The organism is Azotobacter chroococcum (genome assembly GCF_002220155.1).
GTDB lineage: Bacteria > Pseudomonadota > Gammaproteobacteria > Pseudomonadales > Pseudomonadaceae > Azotobacter > Azotobacter chroococcum.
The window spans coordinates 3917629-3941383 of record NZ_CP011835.1 but is presented as its reverse complement, the minus strand read 5'-3'; the positions used below and the strand labels follow the sequence as shown (position 1 = coordinate 3941383).

At 68.5% G+C, this 23755-nt stretch carries 27 protein-coding genes, 1 pseudogene and 1 riboswitch; of the genes and pseudogenes, 18 read left to right on the top strand and 10 right to left on the bottom strand.

Going from position 1 to position 23755, the window contains the following annotated elements; genetic code table 11:
* Positions 1–327 precede the first annotated feature (327 nt).
* Positions 328–1212, top strand: coding sequence for a sugar nucleotide-binding protein (locus ACG10_RS18435; RefSeq protein WP_089169338.1), 885 nt, complete (start codon positions 328–330; stop codon positions 1210–1212).
* Positions 1205–2143: an NAD-dependent epimerase/dehydratase family protein gene (locus tag ACG10_RS18430; RefSeq protein WP_089169337.1), complete on the top strand. Its 939-nt coding sequence runs from the start codon at positions 1205–1207 to the stop codon at positions 2141–2143. Before ACG10_RS18435 ends, ACG10_RS18430 begins: the two co-directional genes overlap by 8 nt.
* A 77-nt stretch (positions 2144–2220) precedes the next feature.
* On the opposite strand, the pseudogene ACG10_RS18425 reads toward ACG10_RS18430, so the two are convergent.
* The 3 genes and pseudogenes from ACG10_RS18425 to ACG10_RS18415 all read right to left on the bottom strand — a co-directional run bounded on the left by ACG10_RS18425 (position 2221) and on the right by ACG10_RS18415 (position 5416).
* Positions 2221–3551, bottom strand: a pseudogene (locus ACG10_RS18425) (IS4 family transposase).
* 119 nt (positions 3552–3670) lie between these two features.
* The gene (locus ACG10_RS18420; RefSeq protein ID WP_089169336.1) at positions 3671–4345 is read right to left on the bottom strand and encodes an OmpW/AlkL family protein; all 675 of its coding nucleotides are present in this window, start codon (positions 4343–4345) and stop codon (positions 3671–3673) included.
* 390 nt (positions 4346–4735) lie between these two features.
* Positions 4736–5416: an OmpW/AlkL family protein gene (locus tag ACG10_RS18415; RefSeq protein WP_089169335.1), complete on the bottom strand. Its 681-nt coding sequence runs from the start codon at positions 5414–5416 to the stop codon at positions 4736–4738.
* 591 nt (positions 5417–6007) lie between these two features.
* Here ACG10_RS18415 and ACG10_RS18410 point away from each other — a divergent pair.
* The 6 genes from ACG10_RS18410 to ACG10_RS18385 are packed head-to-tail and all read left to right on the top strand — an operon-like array spanning position 6008 to position 10942.
* Complete coding sequence (locus tag ACG10_RS18410) at positions 6008–6778, top strand: DUF3450 domain-containing protein (protein ID WP_089169334.1); 771 nt, start codon at positions 6008–6010, stop codon at positions 6776–6778.
* A complete protein-coding gene (locus ACG10_RS18405; protein WP_089169333.1) occupies positions 6775–8121 on the top strand; it encodes a MotA/TolQ/ExbB proton channel family protein in 1347 nt (448 codons plus the stop codon). Before ACG10_RS18410 ends, ACG10_RS18405 begins: the two co-directional genes overlap by 4 nt.
* Positions 8114–8659 carry a MotA/TolQ/ExbB proton channel family protein gene (locus ACG10_RS18400; RefSeq protein ID WP_089169332.1) on the top strand — a complete coding sequence of 182 codons (546 nt, stop codon included), beginning with the start codon at positions 8114–8116 and terminating at the stop codon, positions 8657–8659. The genes ACG10_RS18405 and ACG10_RS18400 overlap by 8 nt, the downstream gene beginning before the upstream one ends.
* 27 nt (positions 8660–8686) lie before the next feature.
* Positions 8687–9100 carry an ExbD/TolR family protein gene (locus ACG10_RS18395; RefSeq protein ID WP_089169331.1) on the top strand — a complete coding sequence of 138 codons (414 nt, stop codon included), beginning with the start codon at positions 8687–8689 and terminating at the stop codon, positions 9098–9100.
* Positions 9100–9849 carry an energy transducer TonB gene (locus tag ACG10_RS18390; protein ID WP_089169330.1) on the top strand — a complete coding sequence of 250 codons (750 nt, stop codon included), beginning with the start codon at positions 9100–9102 and terminating at the stop codon, positions 9847–9849. Before ACG10_RS18395 ends, ACG10_RS18390 begins: the two co-directional genes overlap by 1 nt.
* 1 nt (position 9850) lies before the next feature.
* Positions 9851–10942, top strand: a complete 1092-nt coding sequence (locus ACG10_RS18385; RefSeq protein ID WP_089169329.1) for a tetratricopeptide repeat protein — start codon at positions 9851–9853, stop codon at positions 10940–10942.
* Positions 10943–11015: 73 nt separating this feature from the next.
* On the opposite strand, the gene ACG10_RS18380 is transcribed toward ACG10_RS18385, so the two are convergent.
* From ACG10_RS18380 to ACG10_RS18365, 4 genes are read right to left on the bottom strand one after another with little or no spacing between them, the layout of a single operon-like run.
* Positions 11016–11531 carry a DUF3299 domain-containing protein gene (locus ACG10_RS18380; RefSeq protein ID WP_089169328.1) on the bottom strand — a complete coding sequence of 172 codons (516 nt, stop codon included), beginning with the start codon at positions 11529–11531 and terminating at the stop codon, positions 11016–11018.
* A 9-nt stretch (positions 11532–11540) separates the two neighbouring features.
* The gene (locus tag ACG10_RS18375; RefSeq protein WP_089169327.1) at positions 11541–12806 is read right to left on the bottom strand and encodes an ABC transporter permease; all 1266 of its coding nucleotides are present in this window, start codon (positions 12804–12806) and stop codon (positions 11541–11543) included.
* 1 nt (position 12807) lies between these two features.
* Positions 12808–13515 carry an ABC transporter ATP-binding protein gene (locus tag ACG10_RS18370; RefSeq protein ID WP_198318969.1) on the bottom strand — a complete coding sequence of 236 codons (708 nt, stop codon included), beginning with the start codon at positions 13513–13515 and terminating at the stop codon, positions 12808–12810.
* A gap of 41 nt (positions 13516–13556) precedes the next feature.
* Complete coding sequence (locus tag ACG10_RS18365) at positions 13557–14108, bottom strand: DUF2796 domain-containing protein (RefSeq protein ID WP_089169326.1); 552 nt, start codon at positions 14106–14108, stop codon at positions 13557–13559.
* A 150-nt stretch (positions 14109–14258) separates the two neighbouring features.
* Between ACG10_RS18365 and ACG10_RS18360 the strand changes: the two genes are divergently transcribed.
* Entirely contained in the window at positions 14259–14594 is a 336-nt protein-coding gene (locus ACG10_RS18360) for a hypothetical protein (protein ID WP_089169325.1), read from the top strand.
* Between the two features lie 10 nt (positions 14595–14604).
* Here the strand turns inward: ACG10_RS18360 and trxA are convergent, their stop codons facing one another.
* The 3 genes from trxA to ACG10_RS18345 all read right to left on the bottom strand — a co-directional run bounded on the left by trxA (position 14605) and on the right by ACG10_RS18345 (position 16671).
* Positions 14605–15474, bottom strand: a complete 870-nt coding sequence (gene trxA, locus ACG10_RS18355) for a thioredoxin (protein ID WP_089169324.1) — start codon at positions 15472–15474, stop codon at positions 14605–14607.
* A 91-nt stretch (positions 15475–15565) separates the two neighbouring features.
* On the bottom strand, positions 15566–16225 hold the full coding sequence (locus ACG10_RS18350; RefSeq protein ID WP_089169323.1) for a class I SAM-dependent methyltransferase: 660 nt from the start codon (positions 16223–16225) through the stop codon (positions 15566–15568).
* Entirely contained in the window at positions 16222–16671 is a 450-nt protein-coding gene (locus ACG10_RS18345; protein WP_089169322.1) for a hypothetical protein, read from the bottom strand. Before ACG10_RS18345 ends, ACG10_RS18350 begins: the two co-directional genes overlap by 4 nt.
* 113 nt (positions 16672–16784) lie before the next feature.
* Here ACG10_RS18345 and nrdR point away from each other — a divergent pair, with 113 nt between their 5' ends.
* The 9 genes from nrdR (at position 16785) to ACG10_RS18300 (ending at position 23748) form a co-directional block, all read left to right on the top strand.
* A complete protein-coding gene (nrdR, locus tag ACG10_RS18340; protein WP_039806057.1) occupies positions 16785–17249 on the top strand; it encodes a transcriptional regulator NrdR in 465 nt (154 codons plus the stop codon).
* Entirely contained in the window at positions 17246–18349 is a 1104-nt protein-coding gene (gene ribD, locus ACG10_RS18335; RefSeq protein ID WP_089169321.1) for a bifunctional diaminohydroxyphosphoribosylaminopyrimidine deaminase/5-amino-6-(5-phosphoribosylamino)uracil reductase RibD, read from the top strand. The genes nrdR and ribD overlap by 4 nt, the downstream gene beginning before the upstream one ends.
* A gap of 75 nt (positions 18350–18424) precedes the next feature.
* Positions 18425–18579, top strand: a riboswitch (FMN riboswitch).
* A gap of 116 nt (positions 18580–18695) precedes the next feature.
* Complete coding sequence (locus ACG10_RS18330) at positions 18696–19355, top strand: riboflavin synthase (RefSeq protein WP_089169320.1); 660 nt, start codon at positions 18696–18698, stop codon at positions 19353–19355.
* A 15-nt stretch (positions 19356–19370) separates the two neighbouring features.
* Positions 19371–20450, top strand: coding sequence for a bifunctional 3,4-dihydroxy-2-butanone-4-phosphate synthase/GTP cyclohydrolase II (gene ribBA / locus ACG10_RS18325; protein WP_089169319.1), 1080 nt, complete (start codon positions 19371–19373; stop codon positions 20448–20450).
* 132 nt (positions 20451–20582) lie between these two features.
* Positions 20583–21059, top strand: a complete 477-nt coding sequence (ribH, locus tag ACG10_RS18320) for a 6,7-dimethyl-8-ribityllumazine synthase (RefSeq protein WP_039806054.1) — start codon at positions 20583–20585, stop codon at positions 21057–21059.
* On the top strand, positions 21056–21544 hold the full coding sequence (gene nusB / locus ACG10_RS18315; protein WP_039806053.1) for a transcription antitermination factor NusB: 489 nt from the start codon (positions 21056–21058) through the stop codon (positions 21542–21544). Before ribH ends, nusB begins: the two co-directional genes overlap by 4 nt.
* A gap of 8 nt (positions 21545–21552) precedes the next feature.
* Positions 21553–22518, top strand: a complete 966-nt coding sequence (gene thiL / locus ACG10_RS18310; RefSeq protein WP_039806051.1) for a thiamine-phosphate kinase — start codon at positions 21553–21555, stop codon at positions 22516–22518.
* A gap of 4 nt (positions 22519–22522) precedes the next feature.
* The gene (locus tag ACG10_RS18305) at positions 22523–23002 is read left to right on the top strand and encodes a phosphatidylglycerophosphatase A family protein (protein WP_089169940.1); all 480 of its coding nucleotides are present in this window, start codon (positions 22523–22525) and stop codon (positions 23000–23002) included.
* Entirely contained in the window at positions 22999–23748 is a 750-nt protein-coding gene (locus ACG10_RS18300) for a substrate-binding periplasmic protein (protein ID WP_089169318.1), read from the top strand. The genes ACG10_RS18305 and ACG10_RS18300 overlap by 4 nt, the downstream gene beginning before the upstream one ends.
* Positions 23749–23755 lie beyond the last annotated feature (7 nt).

Here is a 23755-nt window from a genome sequence, read left to right as displayed (position 1 = left end):
TGCCTCGGTCAGTGGGTTGCTCGTCGAGGTGCCGTGTGGGCGATGTTCATCGGCTGGATCGCCTTCTTCACCCGCGGCGTCACGGCCCGCCACGGCCACTCCCTGCTCTGGTTACCTTGTCGGTACGGGGGCTGGGCAAGGGGGCCGGTACAGCGAGTGGCGGCCCGTGGCGCAGGCGGTAGTGACGTACAGGGTTGAAAGCCGCACAATACCGTCCAATTGCTAGGGTTGGCTTGGCCGCCTTGGCGCCGATCAGTGCAGATGACGAACCGTTTTCAGTCTTTCCATGTATCCATTCCTTCTGCCAGCCCAGGATAATCTCCTCCCATGCATATGCGCCTGATGCTGCTGGGGGGCGGCAGTGCCCTGGGGCGGGCCTTGATCCACCTGGGGGCCGAGGCCGACATCAGCTTCCTGGCTCCCCGTCCGCCGGAGCAGGGCTGGGATTCGGCCAGCCTGACCCTTCTGCTCGACGAGACCCGGCCCGATGCGCTGGTCAATCTCGCCTACTACCACGACTGGTTTCAGGCCGAGACCCTCGAGGCCGCGCGTCTGGCGACCCAGGAGCGCGCCACCGAGCGTCTCGCCGAGCTTTGCCAGCATCATCAGATCATCCTGCTGCAGCCTTCCAGCTATCGGGTCTTCGACGGTACCCGAGCCACGGCCTACGGCGAAAAGGACGAGCCCATGCCGCTCGGGCTGCGCAGGCAGTCCTTGCTGCGCATCGAGCAGGGCGTGCGCTCGATCTGTCCCCGCCATGTGCTGCTGCGTTTCGGCTGGCTCTACGACGACAGCCCCGACGGGCTGCTCGGGCGTTTTCTCCTGCGTGCCGAACGGGAAAGCGTGCTGGCGCTTGCCGACGACCGACGCGGCAACCCGACGCCGGTGGACGATGCCGCGCGGGTGATGCTCGCCGTGCTGAAGCAGCTGGACTGCCGGGCGCCGCTGTGGGGCACCTACCACTATGGCGGGCACGAGGCGACCACTGCTCTGGCATTCGGCCAGGCGGTCCTTGGCGAAGCGCGCGTTCACCGTCGGCTGGCCGTCAAGGATATCCAGGCCCAGCCGCACGCGGCGAGTCCGGATGCGGCCGAAGAGCCGCAGCATGCGGTGCTATCCTGCAAGAAGATTCTCAACACCTTCGGCATCAAGCCACGCGCCTGGCGCGCCGGTTTGCCGAGCCTGCTGGATCGCTATTATCGCCATGTCTGATCTGCCCGTTCTGGTCACCGGTGGGGCCGGCTTCATCGGCTCGCATCTGGTCGATGCGCTGCTCGCCAGGGGATATTCCGTGCGCGTGCTGGACAACCTGTCGAGCGGCAAGCCGGGCAATCTGCCGCTCGGCGATCCTCGCCTCGAACTGGTCGAGGGGGATGTCGCCGATGCCGGCCTGGTGCGGGACATCATGGTCGGCTGCGGCGCGGTGGTCCATCTGGCCGCCGTGGCCTCGGTGCAGGCCTCGGTGATCGATCCGGTGGGGACCCACCGGAGCAATTTCATCGGCACCCTGAATGTCTGCGAGGCGATGCGCGAGCATGGCATTAGGCGTGTACTGTTCGCCTCCAGCGCCGCGGTCTACGGCAACAACGGGGAAGGGGAGGCCATCGACGAGGACACGCCGAAGGCGCCACTCACCCCCTATGCGGCGGACAAGCTGGCCAGCGAGCATTACCTTGACTTCTATCGCCGCCAGCACGGGCTGGAGCCGGCGATCTTCCGCTTCTTCAATATCTACGGGCCGCGGCAGGACCCTTCGTCACCCTATTCGGGGGTGATCAGCATCTTCACCGAGCGGGCCGCCAAGGGCCTTCCGATCATCCTGTTCGGCGATGGCGAGCAGACCCGCGATTTCGTTTATATCGCCGATCTCATCGGGGTGCTGCTACAGGCCCTGGAGGCGCCGCAGGTCCTGCCCGGAGCGGTGAATGTCGGCTTGAACCGCAGCCTCAGCCTGAACCGGCTGCTCGAGGAAATCTCGGCGCTGTTCGGCGGTTTGCCGGAGGTGCACCGGGAGGCTGCGCGTCCCGGCGATATCCGTCACTCGCGGGCGGACAACCGGCGCCTGATGGAGCGCTACCGGTTGGCCGAGCCGATGTCGATGGCTGCCGGCCTGGCCTGTCTGCTGGGGCGTGCACGGCCCTGATGGCCGGTGCTGGAGGTGGCTTTTACGGTGCTGCGGGGAAGCGACAAACGAAAAAGCCCCCTCGCGGGTAATGCCAGTCAGTTAAGCTGACTGGCATTTTTATTTCTGGATTGATACTTGGATGGCTTTGGTCTGACCGCGCGAGGGTAGCAACGATCTTCCCGCCGATGCGGCAGTACGTAGTGCATGGCTGACGCATGTAGCTCTGCCAAGTATTTGGGGATATTGCCCGGATGCCGCAGGGAAAGGCCATTCAGTAACCCCAAGATCGCCCAGGTACAGGCGGTGAAGCTCATCTCGCAGGGGTAGATCCCCGGGCAGTGGCGACTCATCTCCAGCATCTGGTAGCGCAGCAGGTTGTAGCCCAGCAGTACTCCCATAGCTCCTGCTCGATCATCTCCGGCGTCTTGCTACGCAGCGTGTAGCGGCTGTCCAGCATGCTCTGCTTCATCTCCCGGTAGCCCAGCTCGATTTCCCAGCGCTGACTGTACAAATCGACGATCTCATCTGGAGGGAAGCGCAGGGGATCGGTCATCGAGGTCAGGATCTGGCGCACCTTGCCCTTGACCGTCTTGCTCAGGAGGCGCGCCTGCAGGGTTTCCGGCAGGCCCGGCCATTGCTTTCGCGCTTGCGGCGAGGTCGGCAGACTGACGATGGCATCCTGGCGCCCCAGTCGGTGAATGACTTCATGGCGGGCCCCCTTGCGCAGCGGAATCAGCCAGTGACGCTGGGTGCCGGCCTGCTGCCAATGGTGCAACAAGCCCAGTGAGTAGAAGCCACGGTCGAACAGGGTCAGCGAGTGATCGGGCGTAGTGACAACCAGTTGCTCGGCCAGTTTCATCTCATTGCTGTGGTAACCGGCGAAGCTGCTGCTGACCAATAGGTGACTGGTCAGCTCCATCTGGCACACCATGCGTACCTGTGGAAAACCGGTATCGCCATGCTGGTTGGTGGAGCTGCCGTAGTGCTCACGGTTCTCCTGCGTATCGGGCGTGCGCCAGACCACCCCATCGACACTGAGCAGGCGTAGCCCCATCCAGGTCGGATGGTTGGCCGAGGCATGCCAGCGCTGCTGCGTCAGCGCGAAGACTTCACGTACAGCCTGGCTACCCAAGCGCTGACGCCCTTGAACCACAGCGCTGGGGGCCACCAAGGGGCGCTGCCCGGGCAGCATGATGTCCATCTGGTTGACGACATCCCAGGCCGACATTCGGCGAAACAGCGCCATGCCGATCACGCACCAGATCATGGACTCCAGAGGCAAGCGGCGCTTGCGCAGGGTAGCTACACCAGCGGTCTCGAAGGCAGATTTGACCAGGTCGGGGTCAAGCAACTCGCCCAGCCCATCGAGTGCATGGGACGTAGCAGCAATATCGTGAGTGATGGCCAGTGCACGCGAGAGACGCATAAAAAATCCGATGCCTAAAACAGGCATCGGATTTTGCTTTCAGCCCACCAAAGGTCAAGGCGGCGGCCTTAACTGACTGGCATTACCCTCGCGGGGGCTTTTTCGTTGTTGGGGCTGGTTCAGAACTTGTAGCCCAGGGCGACCATGTAGACCCAAGGGTTGACGTCCACGTCGACGGTGACTTTGCTGTCGTTCAGGTAGGTGGTGGCCTTGGTTTCGATGTCGATGTAGCGCACCTGGGCGTTGAGCATGAGGGTGTCGGTCAACATGTAGTCCACGCCGATCTGCGCGGCCAGGCCGACGGAGTTCTGCATGTCCAGGCCGCTGAAGCCCTTGCCTTCGGCTGCCTTGCCCAGCTTGGTCTCGAAGATGTAGGTGTAGTTGACGCCTACCCCGACGTAGGGCTGGATGGTGGCGTTGGGCGACAGCGGGTAGTAGACCAGGCTGACGGTCGGCGGCAGCTGCTTGAAGTCGCCGAGGCGGCCGTCCAGGTTGCCGGGGAGGCCCTTGCCCTTCACTTCGTGGGTGAAGGGGGTGGCAGCCAGATATTCGATGCCGACGTGGTCGGTCAGCATGTAGAGGTAGTTCAGACCGAGCTGGGTATCACTGTCGAGGGTGGCCTTGGTACCGGAGAGCTTGCCGGCGCCGGCGAGGCGGATGTCCTCGCTGTCTTCGCGCGGGTCGACGGTGACCGCACCGGCCCGCAGGATGATGTCGCCGCGCTCGTGCGCAGTGGCATAGGGGGCTGCCAGAGCCATGGTAACCAGGGAAAGGGCGAACAGTGAGTTACGCATGGTCTTGCTCCTAAAGGCCCCACAGGTTTGTTGGCCTTTAATATGTTTGGTTCTTGGGGCTCATATTAGGCCGCTCGTGCCGGGCTGTTTTGATTCAACTCAATAAATAATGGCCACTATGTTCATGCCAATTATTGGGGGCTGAGCGATTGTTTGAGTGCGCTTGACTCATGTCAAAATGGGCAGGGCCGGCCTGCCGGACGGTCTTTGCTGCTGGCTGTTGTTTGATTTGGATCAAGGCCATGTTCTGGGCATGGTTCCCTGCTCCCCGGATTGAATTGAGGAGAACTTGCACTGATGTTTGTCGGAAAAGGTTCTTCGAGGTGAGGGGTTCTTTGATCTGTATCAATGCGCGGATAAGAAGTGTGGGGGCTGGTTGCTGGGGCTGGTTCAGAACTTGTAGCCCAGGGCGACCATGTAGACCCAGGGGTTGACGTCCACGTCGACGGTGACTTTGCTGTCGTTCAGGTAGGTGGTGGCCTTGGTTTCGATGTCGATGTAGCGCACCTGGGCGTTGAGCATGAGGGTGTCGGTCAGCATGTAGTCCACGCCGATCTGCGCGGCCAGGCCGACGGAGTTCTGCATGTCCAGGCCGCTGAAGCCCTTGCCTTCGGCTGCCTTGCCCAGCTTGGTCTCGAAGATGTAGGTGTAGTTGACGCCTACCCCGACGTAGGGCTGGATGGTGGCGTTGGGCGACAGCGGGTAGTAGACCAGGCTGACGGTCGGCGGCAGCTGCTTGAAGTCGCCGAGGCGGCCGTCCAGGTTGCCGGGGAGGCCCTTGCCCTTCACTTCGTGGGTGAAGGGGGTGGCAGCCAGGTATTCGATGCCGACGTGGTCGGTCAGCATGTAGAGGTAGTTCAGACCGAGCTGGGTATCACTGTCGAGGGTGGCCTTGGTACCGGAGAGCTTGCCGGCGCCGGCGAGGCGGATGTCCTCGCTATCTTCGCGCGGGTCGACGGTGACCGCACCGGCCCGCAGGATGATGTCGCCGCGCTCGTGTGCAGTGGCATACGGGGCTGCCAGGGCCATGCCGACCAGGGAAAGGGCGAAGAGGGATTTGAACTTGGCCATGGCGAACTCCCGAAGAAGTATTTGCGTGTTGGAGTTGATATTAGTAACTCCCGTCAGGCCGGTTTTGATTTGCCTCAATAAAGTTCTTGGTTCCACTTTGCTTTGGATGAGTGGATGAAAAGTGATTGTCTGCGGAAAGGAAATGAGGCTTTGAAGTTGTTGGAAAGATAACTTTTGCGAGCGGCAAAGTTTGCCTGGCAAATAATTCTTGTGAACTTTGCCGGGGGAGTTGTCATTATCAAAAATATCGACGGATGACAGGAGGGAAGAGCGGGAGCAGGATTTCCCTGCTGCTGGTGCATGAGGTGGAAATGATCTTCCGATATCGACAGAGGATAGGTTGTCCGGCCGCACCCATGTTGACCTGGCGCAAGAAAAGTTCCGTGACATTGTTGGTTTTCTGAAAAATTGTGACGTAGTTCGCGTGAGGCGGCGTCCTCCCCCGAGAGACCAAGGGGGCGGCCTGTTGCAGGCCGGCCTGGAGGCTCTTTCCAGAGCGCTGCCAGGCTTTTACAGGTTGCCTTGAGCGGTTCCTTTTGCAGGTGATAATTTTTCTCTTTTGTGATCTGTGCCTTGTTGAGGACGCCCCGTATGAACCCTTATCGCCACCGCCTGCTGCCAGCCGTCTTGCTGCTGGCCAGCTTGCCGCTGTCGGCGGCGTCGCTGGATGCTGCGCTGGATGAAAGCCAGCGTCTGGCCGAGGAGGCGAAGGCCTCGCAAGGCCGTATCGACGCGCTGGACGATGCCAGTCGGGACATGCTCAACGAGTACCGCGCCGCGATCCAGCAGGCCGAGGCCTTGAAGGGTTACAACGCGCAGATGCGCGAAATGACCGCCGCCCAGAGCAAGGAGCTGGCCGGTTATCAGCAGCAGCTGGACGGCATCGAGCGCACCCAGCAGACGGTGGCGCCGCAGATGCAGCGCATGGTCGAGGTGCTCGGCGAATTCATCGCGGCCGACCTGCCGTTCCTCCCCGAGGAGCGCGGCGACCGTCTGGCGCAGTTGCAGGAGCTGTTGCCGCAGCCGAATGTCTCCCTGGCCGAGAAGTACCGGCGGATCCTCGAGGCCTACCAGATCGAGAGCGACTATGGCCGCACCCTCGAGGCTTGGCGGGGCGAGCTGCAGGCAGAGGGCGGCCTGCGCAGCGTCGAGTTCTTCCGCCTAGGCCGGGTGATGCTTTATTACCAGACCCTCGATGGTCACGAGAGCGGCTGGTGGAATCCGCAGGCCCGCCGCTGGGAGATCCTCGACGGCAGTACCCGGCGGCCCCTGGCCCAGGCCATCGCCATCGCCCGCCAGCAACAGGCTCCCGCCTACCTGCACCTGCCCGTCAAGACCCTGGCCCTGGAGGCCAAGCCATGATTTGCCGTCTCGCCTTCGCCCTTGCCCTGAGCCTGCCGACCCTGGCCCTGGCGGCGGACTCCTTGAGTCCCGATCAGTTGCTCGAGCGCATCCGCAGCGAGCGCGCCGCCGAAGTCAGCGCCATGGCCGAGCGGGAAAAAGCCTTCCTCGCCGAGCGCGGCGAGCAGGCCAGGTTGCTCGCCGCCGCTCGTGCCGAGCTGGATGCGCAGAAGGCCGAGGCCGAGCGCCTGAAGGCCGAGTTCGACCGGCAGGCGGCCCAGCTGGCCGAGCAGGAAAAACAGCTGGCCCTGCGCGCCGGCAGTTTCGGCGAGCTGTTCGCCGTGGTTCGCCAGAGCGCCGGGGATATCGCCGGGCAATGGCAGGACAGCCTGCTCAACGTGCAGTACCCCGAGCGTCTGGCGCGCCTCAAGGCGCTGGCGGAAAGCAATGTCCTGCCGTCCAGCGAGGATCTCGACGGCTTCTGGATGACTCTGCTCGAGGACCTCGCCGCCAGCGGCCGGGTCGAGCGGGTAGAGCTGCCGGTGGTGGGGGCCGACGGCCGGCGTGCGACACAGCCGGTGCTGCGGGTCGGCACCTTTTCCACCTTCGCCGATACCGGCTTCCTGCGCTACGACGCCGATGCCGGCGAGCTGCTGGTCGTGCCGCGCCAGCCGGCCGGCGATGGTCTGCTGAAAAGCTATCTGCAGAGCGGCGAGGCCCTCGCCGAGCTGCCCGTCGACCCCTCCCGCGGCACCCTGCTGGCCCAGCTGCAACGCGAGCCTGGCCTCTGGGATCGCGTCCAGCAGGGCGGTCTGGTCGGCTGGGTGATCCTCGGCCTCGGTGTGCTCGGCCTGTGTCTGGCCGCCTGGCGGATGATCTATCTCGCTGGTGTGGCGCGCAGCATCAGGGCGCAGCTGCGGGATCTCGGCACCCCCCGCGACGACAATCCCCTCGGTCGGGTGATCGGTGTGCTCGGGCCCAAGCCGCAGCTGGCCGACCTGGAAACCCTGGAACTCAAGCTGGACGAGGCGATCCTCCAGGAAACCCCGCCACTGGAGCGCGGCCAGGGCCTGCTCAAGCTGTTCAGCGCCGTGGCCCCGCTGCTCGGCCTGCTCGGTACCGTGACCGGCATGATCGTGACCTTCCAGGCCATCACCCAGAGCGGTGGCGGCGACTCGCGGCTGATGGCCGACGGCATCTCCCAGGCCCTGGTGACCACGGTGCAGGGGCTGGTGGTGGCCATTCCGCTGCTGTTCCTGCATGCCCTGCTGGCCGGCCGCAGCAAGGCGCTGGTCCAACTGCTGGAGCAGCAGAGCGCCGGTCTGGTCGCCCTGCACCTGTCGGGAGCGCCGCGCCGTGAATGATCTGCACGCCCACTGGCTGCGCCTGGTCGACGGCGGTCATGCGCTGCTCGACTTCATGGCCGCGGGCGGGATGGTGATGTGGGCCCTGGCCGGGCTCTGCGTGATCTACTGGACGCTGGTGTTCGAGCGCCTGTGGTTCATGCACCGGATCTTTCCGCTCTGGGTGGAGGAGCACCGCCTGGCCTGGGAGCAGATGGACCATCTGTCCGGCAGCTGGCAGCGCTCGGTGCGCACGGCCTGGCTGGCCCAGGCGCAGCAGCGGCTGGGCGGCCCCCTGCGCCTGGGCAAGACCCTGGTGGCGCTGTATCCGCTGCTCGGCCTGCTCGGTACCGTCAGCGGCATGATCGCGGTGTTCGATGTGCTGGCCCTGAGCGGCACCGGCAATCCGCGCGGCATGGCCGCCGGCGTCTGGCAGGCGACCCTGCCGACCATGGCCGGGATGGTGCTGGCCATCACTGGGCTGTTCAGCCTGGTGCGCCTCGAGCGCTCCGCCCGTCTGGCCCTCGAACGGCTGGCCGACCAGCTGCGACACGATTGAGCCCGATCGTTCATAGAGAGATTGACGATGAGAATGCGTCGCCACCACTACCAGCAGGATGAGGACACCGGCATCGATCTGACCCCGATGCTCGATGTGGTCTTCATCATGCTGATCTTCTTCATCGTCACCAGCTCCTTCATCAAGGAGTCCGGCGTCGAGGTCCAGCGTCCGCAGGCGGATACCGCCAGCCCGCAGGACAAGGGCAACATCCTGATCGCGGTGACCGCCGACGGCCAGGTCTGGATCGACAAGAAGGCCGTGGACGTGCGCAGCGTGCGCGCCCATGTCGAGCGCCTGCGCGTCGACCAGCCGGAGGGTGTGGTGGTGGTCCAGGCCGACCGCGACGCACGCACCGGACTGGTCGTGCAGGTGATGGACCAGGCGCGCCAGGCCGGGGTGACCGACGTGGCACTGGCTGCCGGCACGGGAGCGCCCTGATGCGCCTGCCGCTGTCCTTCGCCGCGGCCTGCCTGGTGGCCCTGGCGCTGTTCTCGCTGATGCTCAGCTTGATCGCCCCGCCCAGCCGCAAGGTGCCCGAGGATCCGCTCACCGTCGGCCATTTCGTACGGATCGGGGCGACCGAGCAGAGCAGCGCGAGCGCCAGCCGGCAGCCGGCACCGGACATGCCGCAACCCAAGACGCCGCCACAGCCGCCGACCCCGGTGACGCCGACTGCCGCCGCGCCTACGCCCAAGCTGCCCAGCCTCGACCTGGAAATGCCGACCCTGTCCAGCAAGATCAGCGTCGCCAGCGCACCGGCGCCGAGCCTGGAGGGACTTGCCGCCGCGGCCGCACCCAGCGCGGCGCCGGCCGCGCCCGCAGCGGCCTCCGCGGCGCCCGCCGGGGCCAGCGGGGCGGCCAGCGGTGCCGAGGCGGGCGCTGACAGTGCCGGTCCGCTCGGCGGTCCGGAAAGCGAGGTGAGGCCGCTCAACGACGTCCGTCCGCGCTACCCGCGGATAGCCCTGCAGCGCAATATCGAGGGGCACGTCAAGCTGGCCTTCACCATCACCCGTGCCGGCGCGGTGGAGAACATCCGCGTGCTGGAAGCCTCGCCGCGCAACGTCTTCGAGCGCGAAGCCCGCAGTGCTGCCGCCCGCTGGCGCTTCGCGCCGCGTACCGAGAACGGTCTGGCGGTCGACCGCGAGGCGGTCAAGACCCTGTACTTCAAGATTCAGCGAGGTGATTGAGATGCGTCGCCTGCTTCTCCTGCTGCTTCTGCTGAGCGCTTCGGTGCAGGCCGCGCAGAACATCGACCCCGCTGTATTCCAGGCGCTGCAGGCGGCGCAGGCGGCGCAGCAGAAGGGCGATCATGCGACAGCCCGGAGCGCCCTGAAGGGCGTCAAGGCGGCTGCGGGCAGTCTCGAGGAGGCGCTGCTCTGGCGTAGCGGCGGCTACCTGGCCTGGGCCGAAGGCGACAACGGACGGGCCATCGAGCTGCTCGCCAAGGCTCTGGCCAGCGGCAGGCTGGACAAGGAGGTGGCGGCCGGCGAGCGCCTCAACCTGGCCAGGCTGAATGCCGTCGAGGGGCGCGATGCCAAGGTGGCCGAGCTGCTTGCGCCGGTTTCCGCCAAGGCCGGTGAAGACGTCCTGCTGATGCTGGCGCAGGCCTATCAGGGCCTGGGACAGCACGACAAGGCCCTGCCGCTGGCCGAGCGCTACGTGCAGGCCAACCCGGCGGCGGCGGGCAACTGGCTGCGCTTCCTGGTCGCCGCCAACGCCGATCTCAAGCGCTGGGCCGCCGCCGAGCGCTGGCAGCGCCAGCTGCTGGTCCGCCATCCCGATGATGCCGGCCAGTGGCGTCAGCTGGCGGCCCTGCAACAGCTGAGCGGTGCCGAGCACAAGGCGCTGGCGACCCTGCGCGCGGCCTACACCAAGGGCCTGCGCTTCAGCGAGAGCGAACTGGACAATCTGGTGCTGCTGGCCAGCAGTGCCGGACAGCCCTGGCAGGGCGCCAGGCTGCTCGCTGCCCTGCTGCAGGACGGCATCCTGCCGCGCACCCCGGCCCGCGAGGAGCGCCTCGGCCAGCTCTGGTGGCAGGCCCGCGACCGCAAGCGGGCGAGCGAGGTGTTCGGCCGTCTCGCCGCCAGCTCGAACAATCCCGGGCACTGGTTGAGCCTCGCCCAGCTGGAGCTGGAGCAGGCGCACTGGAATCCCGGCCTGGAGGCACTGACGCGCGCCGAGCAGGCCGGCGCGGGACGCAGCCAGGTAGGCCCCTGGCGCGAGTGGGCGGAACGCGAGCTGGCGTTCGAGCGCGAACGGCACTTGGCCAACACGGACTGAGCGCTGCCGTTTCCCCTTCAGGCGGCGTGCGGGACCGTCGGCGATCCAGGCTGGCCGAGTGTCCCGCCCGTATTCATTGCTCCATCTCGTACGGATAGACCTTGCTGGTGGTCATCCGGTAACCCGCCTCGGCCATCTCGCTGCTGGTCTGCTCGACCTGCAGCCTGCCTTCCACCCAGTACGGCTGGTACAGGACCTCGAGCTGCACGCCCGGCTCGTTGCGCACATGCACGATCTGATTCGACGGCGGCGGCGGCACATGGATGCAGGCGCCGAAGAAGGGCACCAGCAGGAACTCGCGGACGCGGCCGTCGCTGGCGGTTTCCAGCGGCACCAGATAGCCGGGCAGGCGGACCAGCTGACCGTCGAGCGCCTTGACCACCGGCGCCGACGGCGAAGCCTGGGCCGCCGGCGGCGCGGATTCGTCGGCCAGCCCGTCGTTTCCCTGGCTCTCGTGCATCGGCGCCTGGGGTTCCGGCACCGGCGGCGTGCCTTCCGGGATCATCTCGGTCCAGGCCAGGTCGCGGGGCTCGGCCGCCCACAGCGGCGTGGCGAGGGCGAGCAGCAGGGCAAGCAGAAGGCGTCGCATCGGGATTCCTCACAGACGAATGGACAGGCCGTCGGCCAGCGACTGGCGGTAGGCGCGCCAGGCCGGCACGCCGCCCAGCGGCAGGGCGGCGAGCAGAATGGCGCCGAGCAGCAGCCATTCGTAGGCGCTCGGCGCAGCGAACGGCAGATAGAGGCCGTAGGCCGCCTGCAGCGGACCCTGGGCTGCCAGAATACCGAGATAGAGCAGGGCCAGGCCGAGCAGCACGCCGGCCAGGGCCAGCGCGAAGGCCTCCAGCATCAGCAGTCCGGCGATGTGCCAGGGCCGCGCGCCCAGCGAGCGGAGGATCGCCATCTCCCGGCGGCGCTCGTTGAGACTGGCGAGGATCGCCGTGAGCATGCCGATCAGCCCGGTCAGCACGACGCACAGCGAGACCACGAACAGCGCCTGCTCCGCGGTACCCATCAGGCTCCACAGCTCCTGCAGGGCGACCCCGGGGAGGATCGCCAGCAGCGGCTCGCCCAGGTAGTCGTTGATTTCCCGCTGCACGGCGAAGGTGGCGATCTTGCTGTCGAGACCGAGCAGGAAGGCGGTGATCGCCTTCGGCTGCAGAGCCATGCGGCGCACCTGCTCGGCGTCGATGCGCGCGCCGCCCCGGGCCGGTACGCCGCCTCGCCAGTCGACGTGCAGCGCCTCCATGCCGGCCAGGCTGATGTGCAGGGTGCGGTCGACCGGCGTGCCGGTGCGGCCGAGGATGCCGACCACGCGGAACGGCTTGTCCTCGTGGCGGGTCAGGCTGATCCTGGCCACGCCGTGGGCCAGCACGAGCTCGTCGCCCGGCTTGTAGTGCAGTGCCTCGGCCACCTCGGCGCCGAGCACCGCCTCGAACGGATCGGCGGCGAAGGCGCGGCCCTCGCTCAATGCCAGTGGCTGCTGGCGGCCGTAGCGGTAGTGCTCGAAGTAGGCCGGCGTGGTGCCCAGCACCCGGTAGCCGCGGTGCGAGTCGCCGAGCGACAGCGGGATCGCCCACTTCACCCGCGGGTGGTCGGCGAAGTGCTGGAAGCTTTCCCAGCGGATGTTGTTGGTGGCGTTGCCGATGCGGAACACCGAATAGAGCAGCAGGTTCACCGGACCGGAGCGGGCACCGACGATCAGGTCGGTGCCGCTCAGGGTGCTGGCGAAGCTGGCGCGGGCCTCGGTGCGCACCCGCTCGACGGCGAGCAGCAGGCACACCGACAGGGCGATGGCGAACACCGTGAGCAGGGCGGTGAAGCGGCGGTTGGCCAGGCTGGCCAGGGCCAGGCGCAGCAGATGCATGTCAGATCTCCCGGGGCCGCGCGGCGCGGTTCAGTTCGAGCAGCGACAGGCTGCGCCCGAACAGCCCGGCCAGGCTCTGGTCGTGGCTGACGAACAGCAGGCTGGCCGCGGCCTCGCGGCACTCGGCGAAGAGCAGGTCGAGGAACGCCTGGCGGGCGTCGGCGTCCAGCGCCGAGGTGGGCTCGTCGGCGATCACCAGCTCCGGCTGGCCGATCAGCGCGCGGGCGGCGGCGACCCGCTGCTGCTGGCCGATCGACAGCTCCGCGGCGCGGCGCTCCAGCAGGGCGGCGTCGAGGCCGAGGTGTTCCAGCAGGCGGGCGGCCGCCCGATCGACGCTGCCGTGGCGCTGGCGGGCCCGCTCGGCGCGCAGCCTGGAGAAGCGGCAGGGCAGCTCGACGTTGGCGCGCACCGAGAGGAACGGCAGCAGGTTGAACTGCTGGAAGATGTAGCCGGTGTGGTCGACCCGGAAGTGATCGCGGGCCGCCGCGGAGAGCGCGCCCAGCTCGGTGCCAAGCAGGCGGATGTGGCCGCGGCCCGGTTTCTGCACGCCGCCGAGCAGGCCGAGCAGGGTGGTCTTGCCGCTGCCGGAGGGGCCCTTGAGGAACAGGGTTTCGCCGCGCCGCAGGTGGAATTCGGGGATGTCCAGCAGCTCGGGCTGACCCGGCCAGGCGAAGCCAAGGTCGGACAGTTCGATCAGGGGTGTGCTCATGGTGTCAGCCGGGGCGATCGATGGGGCGCCCGGCCGCGACGTCAGAACGTCAGGCCGCTGCGCTCGGGGCTGAGCTCCAGGCCCTGCTGGCCGCGGGGGCCGATCAGCTGGACCTGGATCTTCTGCGTAGCCGGAAATGTGCCGAACAGCGCGGCGAGATTCAAGCCCTGCAGCGCGTCTGCTGCGCTGCATTGCAGGCGATAGCGGGCCTCGATTTCGCTGTGTTCCTGCCCGCCGGCCCCGGCCGGCTCGAACAGGGCACTGTGCAGGCTGTGCTCGCGGACCTGGCAGCCGGCCGCGGCGGGGACGCCGAACAGACCGAGCGGCTGCTCCAGGCGGGCGCGGGCCGCGGCCAGCATGGCCCGGTCGGCGTCGCTGCGGGGGGCATGCTCGAAGCCGAGCAGGTTCATGGCCGGACTGGCGAACTCGATTTCCAGGGCATCGCCGTCCAGCGCCAGGTTGAGCCGGGCACTGCCGTGCTCGTGGGCGGCGAGGGCTTCCCTGTGTCGCGGCTCGTCGTGGTGATGGGCGTCCCCGGCCTGAACGAGGGTAGTCAGCAGGGCGAGGGGCAGGGCGAGCAGCAGGCGGGGCATGACGGTCTCCGGGCCGGACTTTCGTTACTTTATAACGAGTTTGCCCGGGCCTCGCCAGCCGTGTCTCGCCGGCCATGCCTGGATCGCCGTGCTTGGCGGGGCAGGGATGGCGTGGGAGCATGACACTCTTCATCGCGAGGAGCTGTGCCCATGCTGAGAATACGCGGACACATCGGCGAATGGCCGGTGGACCTGAGTCTGGAACTGGACGACGAGGACTGGGCGCGCCTGGGCGCCCGGCTGAGCGCCGGCAATCCCGGCGCACCTGCCGCTCCGGCGGCGGAGCCGGCCGACCGCCTCTGGCAGACCGCCCAGCAAGTGTTGCGCAGCGCCGGGCAGATGGAGGGGCCCGCACTGCTCAACCAGCTGCAGGCGCTGGCCGGCAGCGCCGAGGCCGGCAAGCGCCTGCTGGTGCGGCTGCGCCACTGTGCGCAGGTCCGCATCGAGAACGGTCCGGACGCGCCGATCTACCACTGGGCGGAATGACGCCCGCGCTTCAGTAGAGGGCCTGGTACAGCTTGCGGCGGTAGGTGGCGACCAGCGGGTGGTCGCTGCCGAGCAGGTCGAACACCTGCAGCAGGGTCTTGTGCGGCAGGCCGTCGGCATAGCTGCGGTTGCGCACGAACAGCCGCAGCAGGCCGTCCAGCGCCGCCTCGTATTGCTGCCGCGCCAGCTGCTGGACCGCCAGCTGGTAGGCGGCCTCGTCGTCATTGGCATCCTGGGCCAGGCGGCTTTTCAGGGTGGCGACTTCCGGCAGGTCGGCGGCTTGGCGCAGGAAGGTCAGCTGGGCGCGGGCGCCGGCCAGGGCCTGCTTGTGTTCGTCGCCCTTCACGGCGTCCAGCACCTCCTCGGCCTCGCTCAGCTCGCCGCGTTCGGCCAGGCAGCGGGCATAGAGGATCAGCGCGGCGCCGTTCTCGTTGTCCTCGCCCAGCAGCGCCACGAGCAGGTTCTCGGTTTCGCCGATCTGCCCGGCGGCGAACAGCGCCAGGGCGACCTCCATCGGATCGGCCTCGGGAGCGGCCGGCATCTGCACGTGAGGTTCGAGCATGGCGCGGATGGCCGATTCCGGCTGGGCACCGGCGAAGCCGTCCACCGGCTGGCCGTTCCTGAACAGCACCACGGTCGGCAGGCTGCGGATGCCCATGCGCATCACGGTCTGCTGCTCGACGTCGCTGTTGACCTTGGCCAGCAGCAGTTCGCCCTGGTAGCTCTCGGCGATCTTCGCCAAGAGCGGCATCAGTGCCTTGCAGGGCGCGCACCATTCGGCCCAGAAATCCACCAGCACCGGCTTGTGGAAGGAGTTTTCGAGGACCAGCTGGTCGAAGCTGGCGTCGGTGACGTCGAAGATATAGGGGGTTTCGCTCATCGGAACTCTCGGCAGTGGGCTGGAATGGAATCCAGCATGGTAAGTGGGGGCGCGCAGCGGGGGAAGCAAGGCAGGCGCGGCTGGATTGCCCTCAGGCAGCGCGCCGGGCGTGGTACAGGCTGACCTGGCGGAACTCCGCCGGTTCGGCCAGATCCGGCCAGGTGCAGGCCTCGAGGCTGGCCAGGCGCCGATAGCGCGGATGGGCGAAGTCGCGCACCCGCGAGTCCGCCACCAGAGCATCGCGGCCGCGGGCGAGGAACGCATCGAGCAGCGGCAGGTTGGCGCGGTCGTAGAGCACGTCGGCGACCAGGATCAGGTCGAAGCGGTCGGCCTCGGCGAAGAAGTCCGCCGAATAGCCCAGCTCCACGCCGTTCAGCGCGGCGTTCGCCCGGCAGGCGGCGAGCGCCAGGGGGTCCAGGTCGCAGGCCACCACCTCGGCGGCGCCCAGCCGGGCCGCGGCGATCGCGGCGACGCCGCTGCCGGCGCCGAAGTCCAGCACGCGCCGGCCGCGCACCCATTCCGGATGCTCGGCCAGCCAGCGGGCGAGCGCCAGGCCGCTGGCCCAGCAGAAGCTCCAGTAGGGCGGCTCCGCGAGGATGCGCCGGGTTTCCTCGGGGCTGAAGGCGCGCGCCATGTTCGCCGGGTCGATCAGCCAGAGGCGCAGCGCGCTGCCCGGCAAGGCCTGGGCGACCAGCCGGGCGTCGCCGAGCAGCCCGGCCAGCGCCGCCTGCAGCTCGGCCGGCGCGCTCACGGCGCGGGGACCAGCTGCAGGGTGCCGAGCGTCTGGCTGTCCGTGCCGGAAACGGTGCGCGGCGGCAGGCGCAGGATCAGCCGGCCGGACTGGCTGGCCCGGCCACGCAGCTCGACCCGCAGGCCGGGGGTAAAGGGCTGCGGCTCGAAGCGCAGGCTGAACGGCAGCGCCTGGCCGTTGCCCGAGAGATGGAGGTTGCCGAGCTCCCCGCGCGGACGGCCGCGCTCGTCGACCACCAGCAGCGCCAGTTCCACCTCGCTGTTCGCCGGCGCGCCGAGCAGGCTGCCGCGCAGCTCGCGCTGGCCGGCCTGCAGCGGCTGGGGGGCGGCGCTGGCCTTGCGTTCCGACGGGGCCGAGGGGGCTTGCGGGGTTTCCTCTTCGGGCTGGCTGGAGCAGGCGGCGAGCAGGAGGCTCAGGCCGAGGAGGGCGAAAGGGCGCGACGACATGGGGGCTCCTTGGCGGGGGTTGCGGCTGGGCGTCTGTATAGCGCAAAGCCCGTGGCTTGTCTTGGGGACGGGATGCGCTACCATGAACCTCCTTTTTGCGATAGCCCCCGCCCATGCATTGTCCCTTCTGCAGCGCCCACGACACCAAGGTCATCGACTCGCGGCTGGTCGCCGAGGGCGATCAGGTGCGCCGCCGGCGCGAGTGCCAGGCCTGCGGCGAGCGCTTCACCACCTTCGAGACCGCCGAGCTGGTCATGCCCCGGCTGATCAAGCAGGACGGCAGCCGCCAGCCGTTCGACGAGGACAAGCTGCGCGCCGGCATGCAGCGGGCGCTGGAGAAGCGCCCGGTGAGCGTCGAGCGCCTGGAGGCGGCGATCGGCCGGATCAAGCACGAGCTGCGTGCCACCGGCGAGCGGGAGATCAAGTCGCGGGTGCTCGGCGAGCTGGTGATGGCCGAGCTGCGCAAGCTCGACGAGGTCGCCTACATCCGCTTCGCCTCCGTCTACCGGCGCTTCCAGGACCTCAACGAGTTCCGCGAGGAAATCGAGCGTCTCTCCCGCGAGCCGTCCAAGCCATGAACCACCATCTGTACATGGCCCGCGCCCTGGAACTGGCGCGCCGGGGGCTGTATTCCACCCATCCCAATCCGCGGGTCGGCTGCGTGATCGTCGCCGGCGGCGCGGTGGTCGGCGAGGGCTGGCACGTGCGCGCCGGCGAGCCGCACGCCGAGGTCCACGCCCTGCGCCAGGCCGGCGCGCGGGCGCGCGGCGCCACCGCCTACGTCACCCTGGAGCCCTGCAGCCACCACGGGCGCACGCCGCCCTGCGCCGAGGCGCTGGTCGCCGCCGGGATCGGCCGGGTGGTGGCGGCCATGCAGGACCCCAATCCGCAGGTGTCCGGGCGCGGCCTTGCGCGTCTGCGCCAGGCCGGCATCGAGGTCGAGGTCGGCGTGCTGGAGGCCGAGGCGCGCGCGCTCAACGCCGGTTTCGTCAAGCGCATGGAGCGTGGTCTGCCGCTGCTGCGGGTCAAGTTGGCGATGAGTCTGGACGGCCGCACGGCGATGGCCAGCGGCGAGAGCCAGTGGATCACCGGGGCGCCGGCGCGTGCCGCGGTGCAGCGCCTGCGCGCCCGTTCCAGCGTGGTGCTGACCGGTGCCGACACGGTGCTCGCTGACCATGCCCGGCTCACCGTGCGCGGCGCGGAACTGGGGCTGGCGCCCGAGCAGGCCGCGCTGGCGCTGCAGCGCCCGCCGCTGCGCGTGCTGGTCGACGGGCGCCTGCGGGTGCCGCTGGACGCGCCCTTCTTCCAGGCCGGACCGGCGCTGGTGGCGACCCTTGCAGCCGAGCGCGAGGCCGCCTACCGCGCGGCCGGCCATGAACTGCTGGCCGTGCCGGGCGAGGAGGGCAGGGTCGACCTGCCGGCGCTGCTGGCCGAACTGGCCGCGCGCGGCGCCAACGAGGTGCTGGTGGAGGCCGGGCCGCGCCTGGCCGGGGCCTTCGCCCGGCTGGGGCTGGTCGACGAGTACCGGATCTTCGTCGCGCCCAAGTTCCTCGGCTCGAGCGCCCGGCCGCTCCTGGAGCTGCCCCTGGAGCGCATGGCCGAGGCGCGCGAGCTGAAGATCCGCGACATCCGCGCGGTGGGCGACGACTGGCAGATCATCGCCGTGCCCGCGCTCTAGCGCGCCCGCCCGACCAGACGCCGGTGGCCGGCGGCGCGCGCCTTGTGGTAAAAAGCGCCTCCGGGCCGCACGGCCCGACGTTCTCAGGGCGGGGTGGAATTCCCCACCGGCGGTGATGACGCACAGCGTCCAGCCCGCGAGCGCTTGCCACGGGGCGACCCCGCGCAAGGTCAGCAGATCCGGTGCGATTCCGGAGCCGACGGTCAGAGTCCGGATGAGAGAGAGCGGGATGTTCCGCCACGCGCAATCCGCGCGCGCGATCCCTTTCGATCTGCATGCCCTGTTTTTCCGAAACAGGAGATCGTTCCATGCACCATGTTCTGCTGCAGCGCGCCGGAGGGACTGCATGTTCACCGGCATAATCGAAGCCATCGGCACCGTCCGTGCCCTCACCCCCAAGGGCGGCGACGTGCGCGTCTACGTCCAGACCGGCAAGCTCGACCTCGGCGACGTCAAGCTCGGCGACAGCATCGCGGTGAACGGCATCTGCCTGACCGCGGTGGAGCTGCCCGGCGACGGCTTCTGGGCCGACGTCAGCCGCGAGACCCTGGCGCGCACCGCCTTCATCGACTTCAAGGCCGGCAGCCGGGTCAACCTGGAGAGGGCCCTGACCCCGACCAGCCGCCTCGGCGGCCACCTGGTCAGCGGGCACGTCGACGGCGTCGGCGAGGTGCTGTCCCGCGAGGAGAACGCCCGCGCCGTGCAGTTCCGCATCCGTGCGCCGCGCGAGCTGGCCCGCTATATCGCCCTCAAGGGCTCGATCACCGTCGACGGCACCAGCCTGACGGTCAACGGCGTGAACGGCGCCGAGTTCGAGCTGACCATCGTGCCGCATACCCTGGGCGAAACCATCATGGCCGACTACCGGCCGGGCCGGCAGGTGAACCTGGAGGTCGACCTCCTGGCGCGCTACCTGGAGCGCCTGATGCTCGGCGACAAGGCCTCCGAGCCCAGCGCCTCCGGCCTCACCACCAGCTTTCTGGCCGAGCACGGCTACCTGAAGTAATCGAGGAGTGGCCTGATGGCTCTCAACAGCATTGACGAACTGATCGAAGACATCCGCCAGGGCAAGATGGTCATCCTCATGGATGACGAGGATCGCGAGAACGAGGGTGATCTGATCATGGCCGCCGAGTGCGTGCAGGCCGAGCACATCAACTTCATGGCGAAATACGCCCGCGGGCTGATCTGCATGCCGATGACCCGCGAGCGCTGCGAGACCCTCAAGCTGCCGCTGATGGCGCCGCGCAACGGCTCCGGTTTCGGCACCAAGTTCACCGTTTCCATCGAGGCGGCCGAGGGCGTCACCACCGGCATTTCCGCCGCCGACCGGGCGCGTACCGTGCAGGTCGCCGCGGCGAAGAATGCCCAGGCCGACGACATCGTCAGCCCCGGGCACATCTTTCCGCTGATGGCCCAGCCGGGCGGCGTGCTGGCCCGCGCCGGGCATACCGAGGCGGCCTGCGACCTGGCGCGGATGGCCGGCTTCGAGCCTTCCGGGGTGATCTGCGAAATCATGAACGACGACGGCAGCATGGCCCGCCGTCCCGAGCTGGAGGTCTTCGCCGAGCAGCACGGCATCAAGATCGGCACCATCGCCGACCTGATCCACTACCGGCTGATCCACGAGCGCACCATCCAGCGCATCGCCGAGCAGGAGCTGGACAGCGAACTGGGCCGCTTCCACCTGGTGAGCTACCGCGACGCGGTGGAGGGCGACGTGCACATGGCGCTGATCATGGGCGAGATCCATGCCGACGAGCCGACCCTGGTGCGGGTGCACAACATGGACCCGCTGCGCGACCTGCTGATGGTCCGCCAGCCGGGCCGCTGGAGCCTGCGCGCGGCGATGGCCGAGGTGGCCCGGGCCGGCCGTGGCGTGGTGCTGCTGCTCGGCCATCCGCTGGAGGCCAACGAGGTGCTGACCCTGCTGCGCGAGGGCACGCCCAAGTCGCCGAACACCTACAGCACCGTCGGTGCCGGCTCGCAGATCCTGCGCGACCTCGGCGTGCGCAAGATGCGCCTGATGAGTGCGCCGATGAAGTTCAACGCGATATCCGGGTTCGACCTGGAGGTTGTAGAATACCTGCCCGCCGAATGATCCCCACCGGAACCGCCCGCCTTTTCCCTGCCCCCGTCGGCAGGGGGCGGGCGGTTCCGTCTGGAAGGCCGGGACCGATTGTTTGCGGAGCCGCCGAGGGCGCTCCGGTTCTTTAACGAGACGAGATTCGCCATGACCCTGAAGACCATCGAAGGTACCTTTACCGCCGCCAAGGGCCGCTACGCCCTGGTGGTCGGCCGCTTCAACAGCTTCGTCGTGGAAAGCCTGGTGCAGGGCGCCATCGATACCCTGGTGCGCCATGGCGTCGAGCAGAGCGAGCTGACCATCATCCGCGTCCCCGGCGCCTTCGAGATCCCGCTGGTGGCGCAGAAGGTCGCCCAGCGCGGCGAATTCGACGCCATCATCGCCCTCGGTGCGGTGATCCGCGGCGGCACCCCGCACTTCGACTACGTCGCCGGCGAGTGCACCAAGGGCCTGGCCCAGGTGTCCCTGCAGTTCGGCGTGCCGGTCGCCTTCGGCGTGCTTACCGTCGACTCCATCGAGCAGGCCATCGAGCGCTCCGGCACCAAGGCCGGCAACAAGGGCGCCGAAGCGGCCCTGTCCGCCCTGGAAATGGTCAGCCTGATGGCGGCCCTGGAGGCCAAGTGAGCGTGAATCGCGACGATGGCCAGAGCGGGCAGGGCGCCAAGCCGGCCAAGGGCAAGGTGGCAGCGCGCCGGCAGGCGCGCGTCCTGGCCATGCAGGCGCTCTACCAGTGGCACGTGGCGGGTCAGCCGCTCAACGAGATCGAGGCGCAGTTTCGCGTCGACAACGATTTCAGCGCGGTCGACGGCGCCTACTTCCACGAGATCCTGCACGGCGTGCCGCGCCAGAAGACCGAGATCGACGGGGCCTTCGCGCCGCTGCTCGACCGTCCGCTGGCGGAAGTCGATCCGGTGGAGTTGGCTATCCTGCGGCTGTCCACCTACGAGCTGAGCAACCGTCCGGACGTGCCCTACCGGGTGGTGATCAACGAGGGCATCGAGCTGGCCAAGGTGTTCGGCGCCACCGACGGACACAAGTTCGTCAACGGCGTGCTGGACAAGCTGGCGCCGCGCCTGCGCGCGGACGAAGTCCGCGGCGGCAGGCGCTGAGTGCGCCGATGGGCGAGTTCGAGCTGATCCGCCGCTACTTCGCCGCCGCCGCCTGTGCGCAGGCGGCGCCCGGCGTGGCCCTCGGCATCGGCGACGACTGCGCCCTGCTGGAGGTGCCCGCCGGCGAGCAGCTGGCGATCTCCACCGACACCATGGTCGCCGGGGTGCATTTCCCCGATCCCAGCGATCCCTTCCTGCTCGCCCAGCGCGCCCTGGCGGCGGCCGCCAGCGATCTGGCGGCGATGGGCGCCACGCCGCTCGGCTTCACCCTTGCCCTGACCCTGCCGGCGGCCGAGCCAGCCTGGCTGGCCTCCTTCGCCCGCGGCCTCGACTGCAAGGCGCGCGAGTGCGGCCTGGCGCTGATCGGCGGCGACACCACCCGCGGTCCCCTGTGCATCACCCTGAGCGTGTTCGGCCGGGTGCCGGCTGGCCTGGCGCTGCGCCGGGACGGCGCGCGTCCCGGCGATCTCGTCTGCGTCGGCGGTCCGCTCGGCGATGCCGCCGGCGCCCTGGCGCTGGTGCTCGGCCAGCGCCAGGCACCCGCCGAGATCGCCAGCCCCCTGCTCGCGCGCTACTGGTCGCCGCGGCCGCAGCTATCCTTGGGAGTGGCGCTGCGCGGCCGGGCGAGTGCGGCGCTGGATGTATCCGACGGCCTGCTCGCCGACTGCGGGCACATTGCCGCGGCGTCTGGCGTGGCCCTGTGCATCGAGCGCGACCGGGTGCCGCTGTCGGCGCCGCTGCGCCGCCTGCTCGATGCGCCGGCGGCGCTGGCCTGCGCCCTTGGCGGCGGCGACGACTATGTGCTGGCCTTCACCCTGCCGCCGCGCTTCCTGGCCGCCCTGCAGGCCGAGTGGCCGCTGCGGGTGATCGGCCGGGTCGAGGCCGGTTCGGGCGTGCACCTGCTGGACGACGCCGGCCGGGAAGTCGAACCGCCGGCCGGGGGCTATCAACATTTCGGGAGTCCGCGTGACTGAATCCGTGCGCGTGCCGCCGTCGGTGTGGCGCAATCCCTGGCATTTCCTGGCCTTCGGCTTCGGCTCCGGGACCCTGCCGAAGGCCCCCGGCACCTGGGGCTCGCTGGTCGCGCTGCCCTTCGTGCCGCTCTGGCAGATGCTGCCGGACTGGGGCTACTGGCTGCTGCTCGGGCTGACCATGCTGTTCGGCTTCTGGCTGTGCGGTAGGGTCGCCGCCGATCTCAGGGTGCACGACCACGAAGGCATCGTCTGGGACGAGATGGTCGGCATGTGGATCACCCTCTGGCTGGTCCCGGAAGGCTGGCAGTGGCTGCTGCTGGGCTTCGCAATGTTCCGGGTGATGGACATCCTCAAGCCCTGGCCGATCCACTGGATCGACCGCCACGTGCACGGCGGCGTCGGCATCATGCTGGACGACGTGCTGGCCGGGCTGTTCGCCTGGCTGGCGATGCAACTGCTGATCTGGGGGCTGGCCTGGTTATGAGGCGGCTGTGGTCGACCCTGCTGCTGTGTGGCTGTCTGCTGGGTGTCGCGGCTGCCGAGGCGTGGGGAACGCCGCTGGCCGGGCTGAGTTCACCGGAGGAGATCCTGCTGGTCGGCGTCGAGCGCAAGGGTCATACCGGTGCCGATGCCAGCGGCCTGGTCTGGGAAGTCCTGCGTCTGGTCTTCGAGCCGGCCGGACTGCGGGTGCGCACCGATACCGTGCCCTATATCCGCGCGGTCGGCCTGGTCACCCGCGGTGATGCCGATGCCTGGGTCGGCGCCTATCCGGAGGAAACCGCCGGGGCCCTGTTTCCCAAATGGCACTATGCCGCCGAGGTGATCGCTGCGCTGGGCCTGTCCCGGGCGCCAGAGCCGCGCCTAGAGGATCTGGGCAATTTCCGCCTGGCTTGGATGCGCGGCTATGCCTTCGACAAATACCTGCCGCGGCTGCAGCGCTACCAGGAGATCCAGCGCTACAACGGTTCGCTGGCGATGCTCCGGCTCGGCCACGCCGACTACCTGATCGCCGCCCGGGCCGAGCTCGAGGGCGTGCTCGCCTGGGCGGAGACCCCCGAAGCCTACCGCATCACCGACCTGACCCTGCTGCCCCTGTATCCTGGTTTCGCCGACACGCCTCGCGGCCGCGAACTGGCCGCGCTGTACGACCGGCGCATGGCCGAGCTGGTGCGTTCCGGCGAACTGCGACCGATCTTCGCCCGCTGGCAACAACCGTATCCGTTCGATTGACGACTCC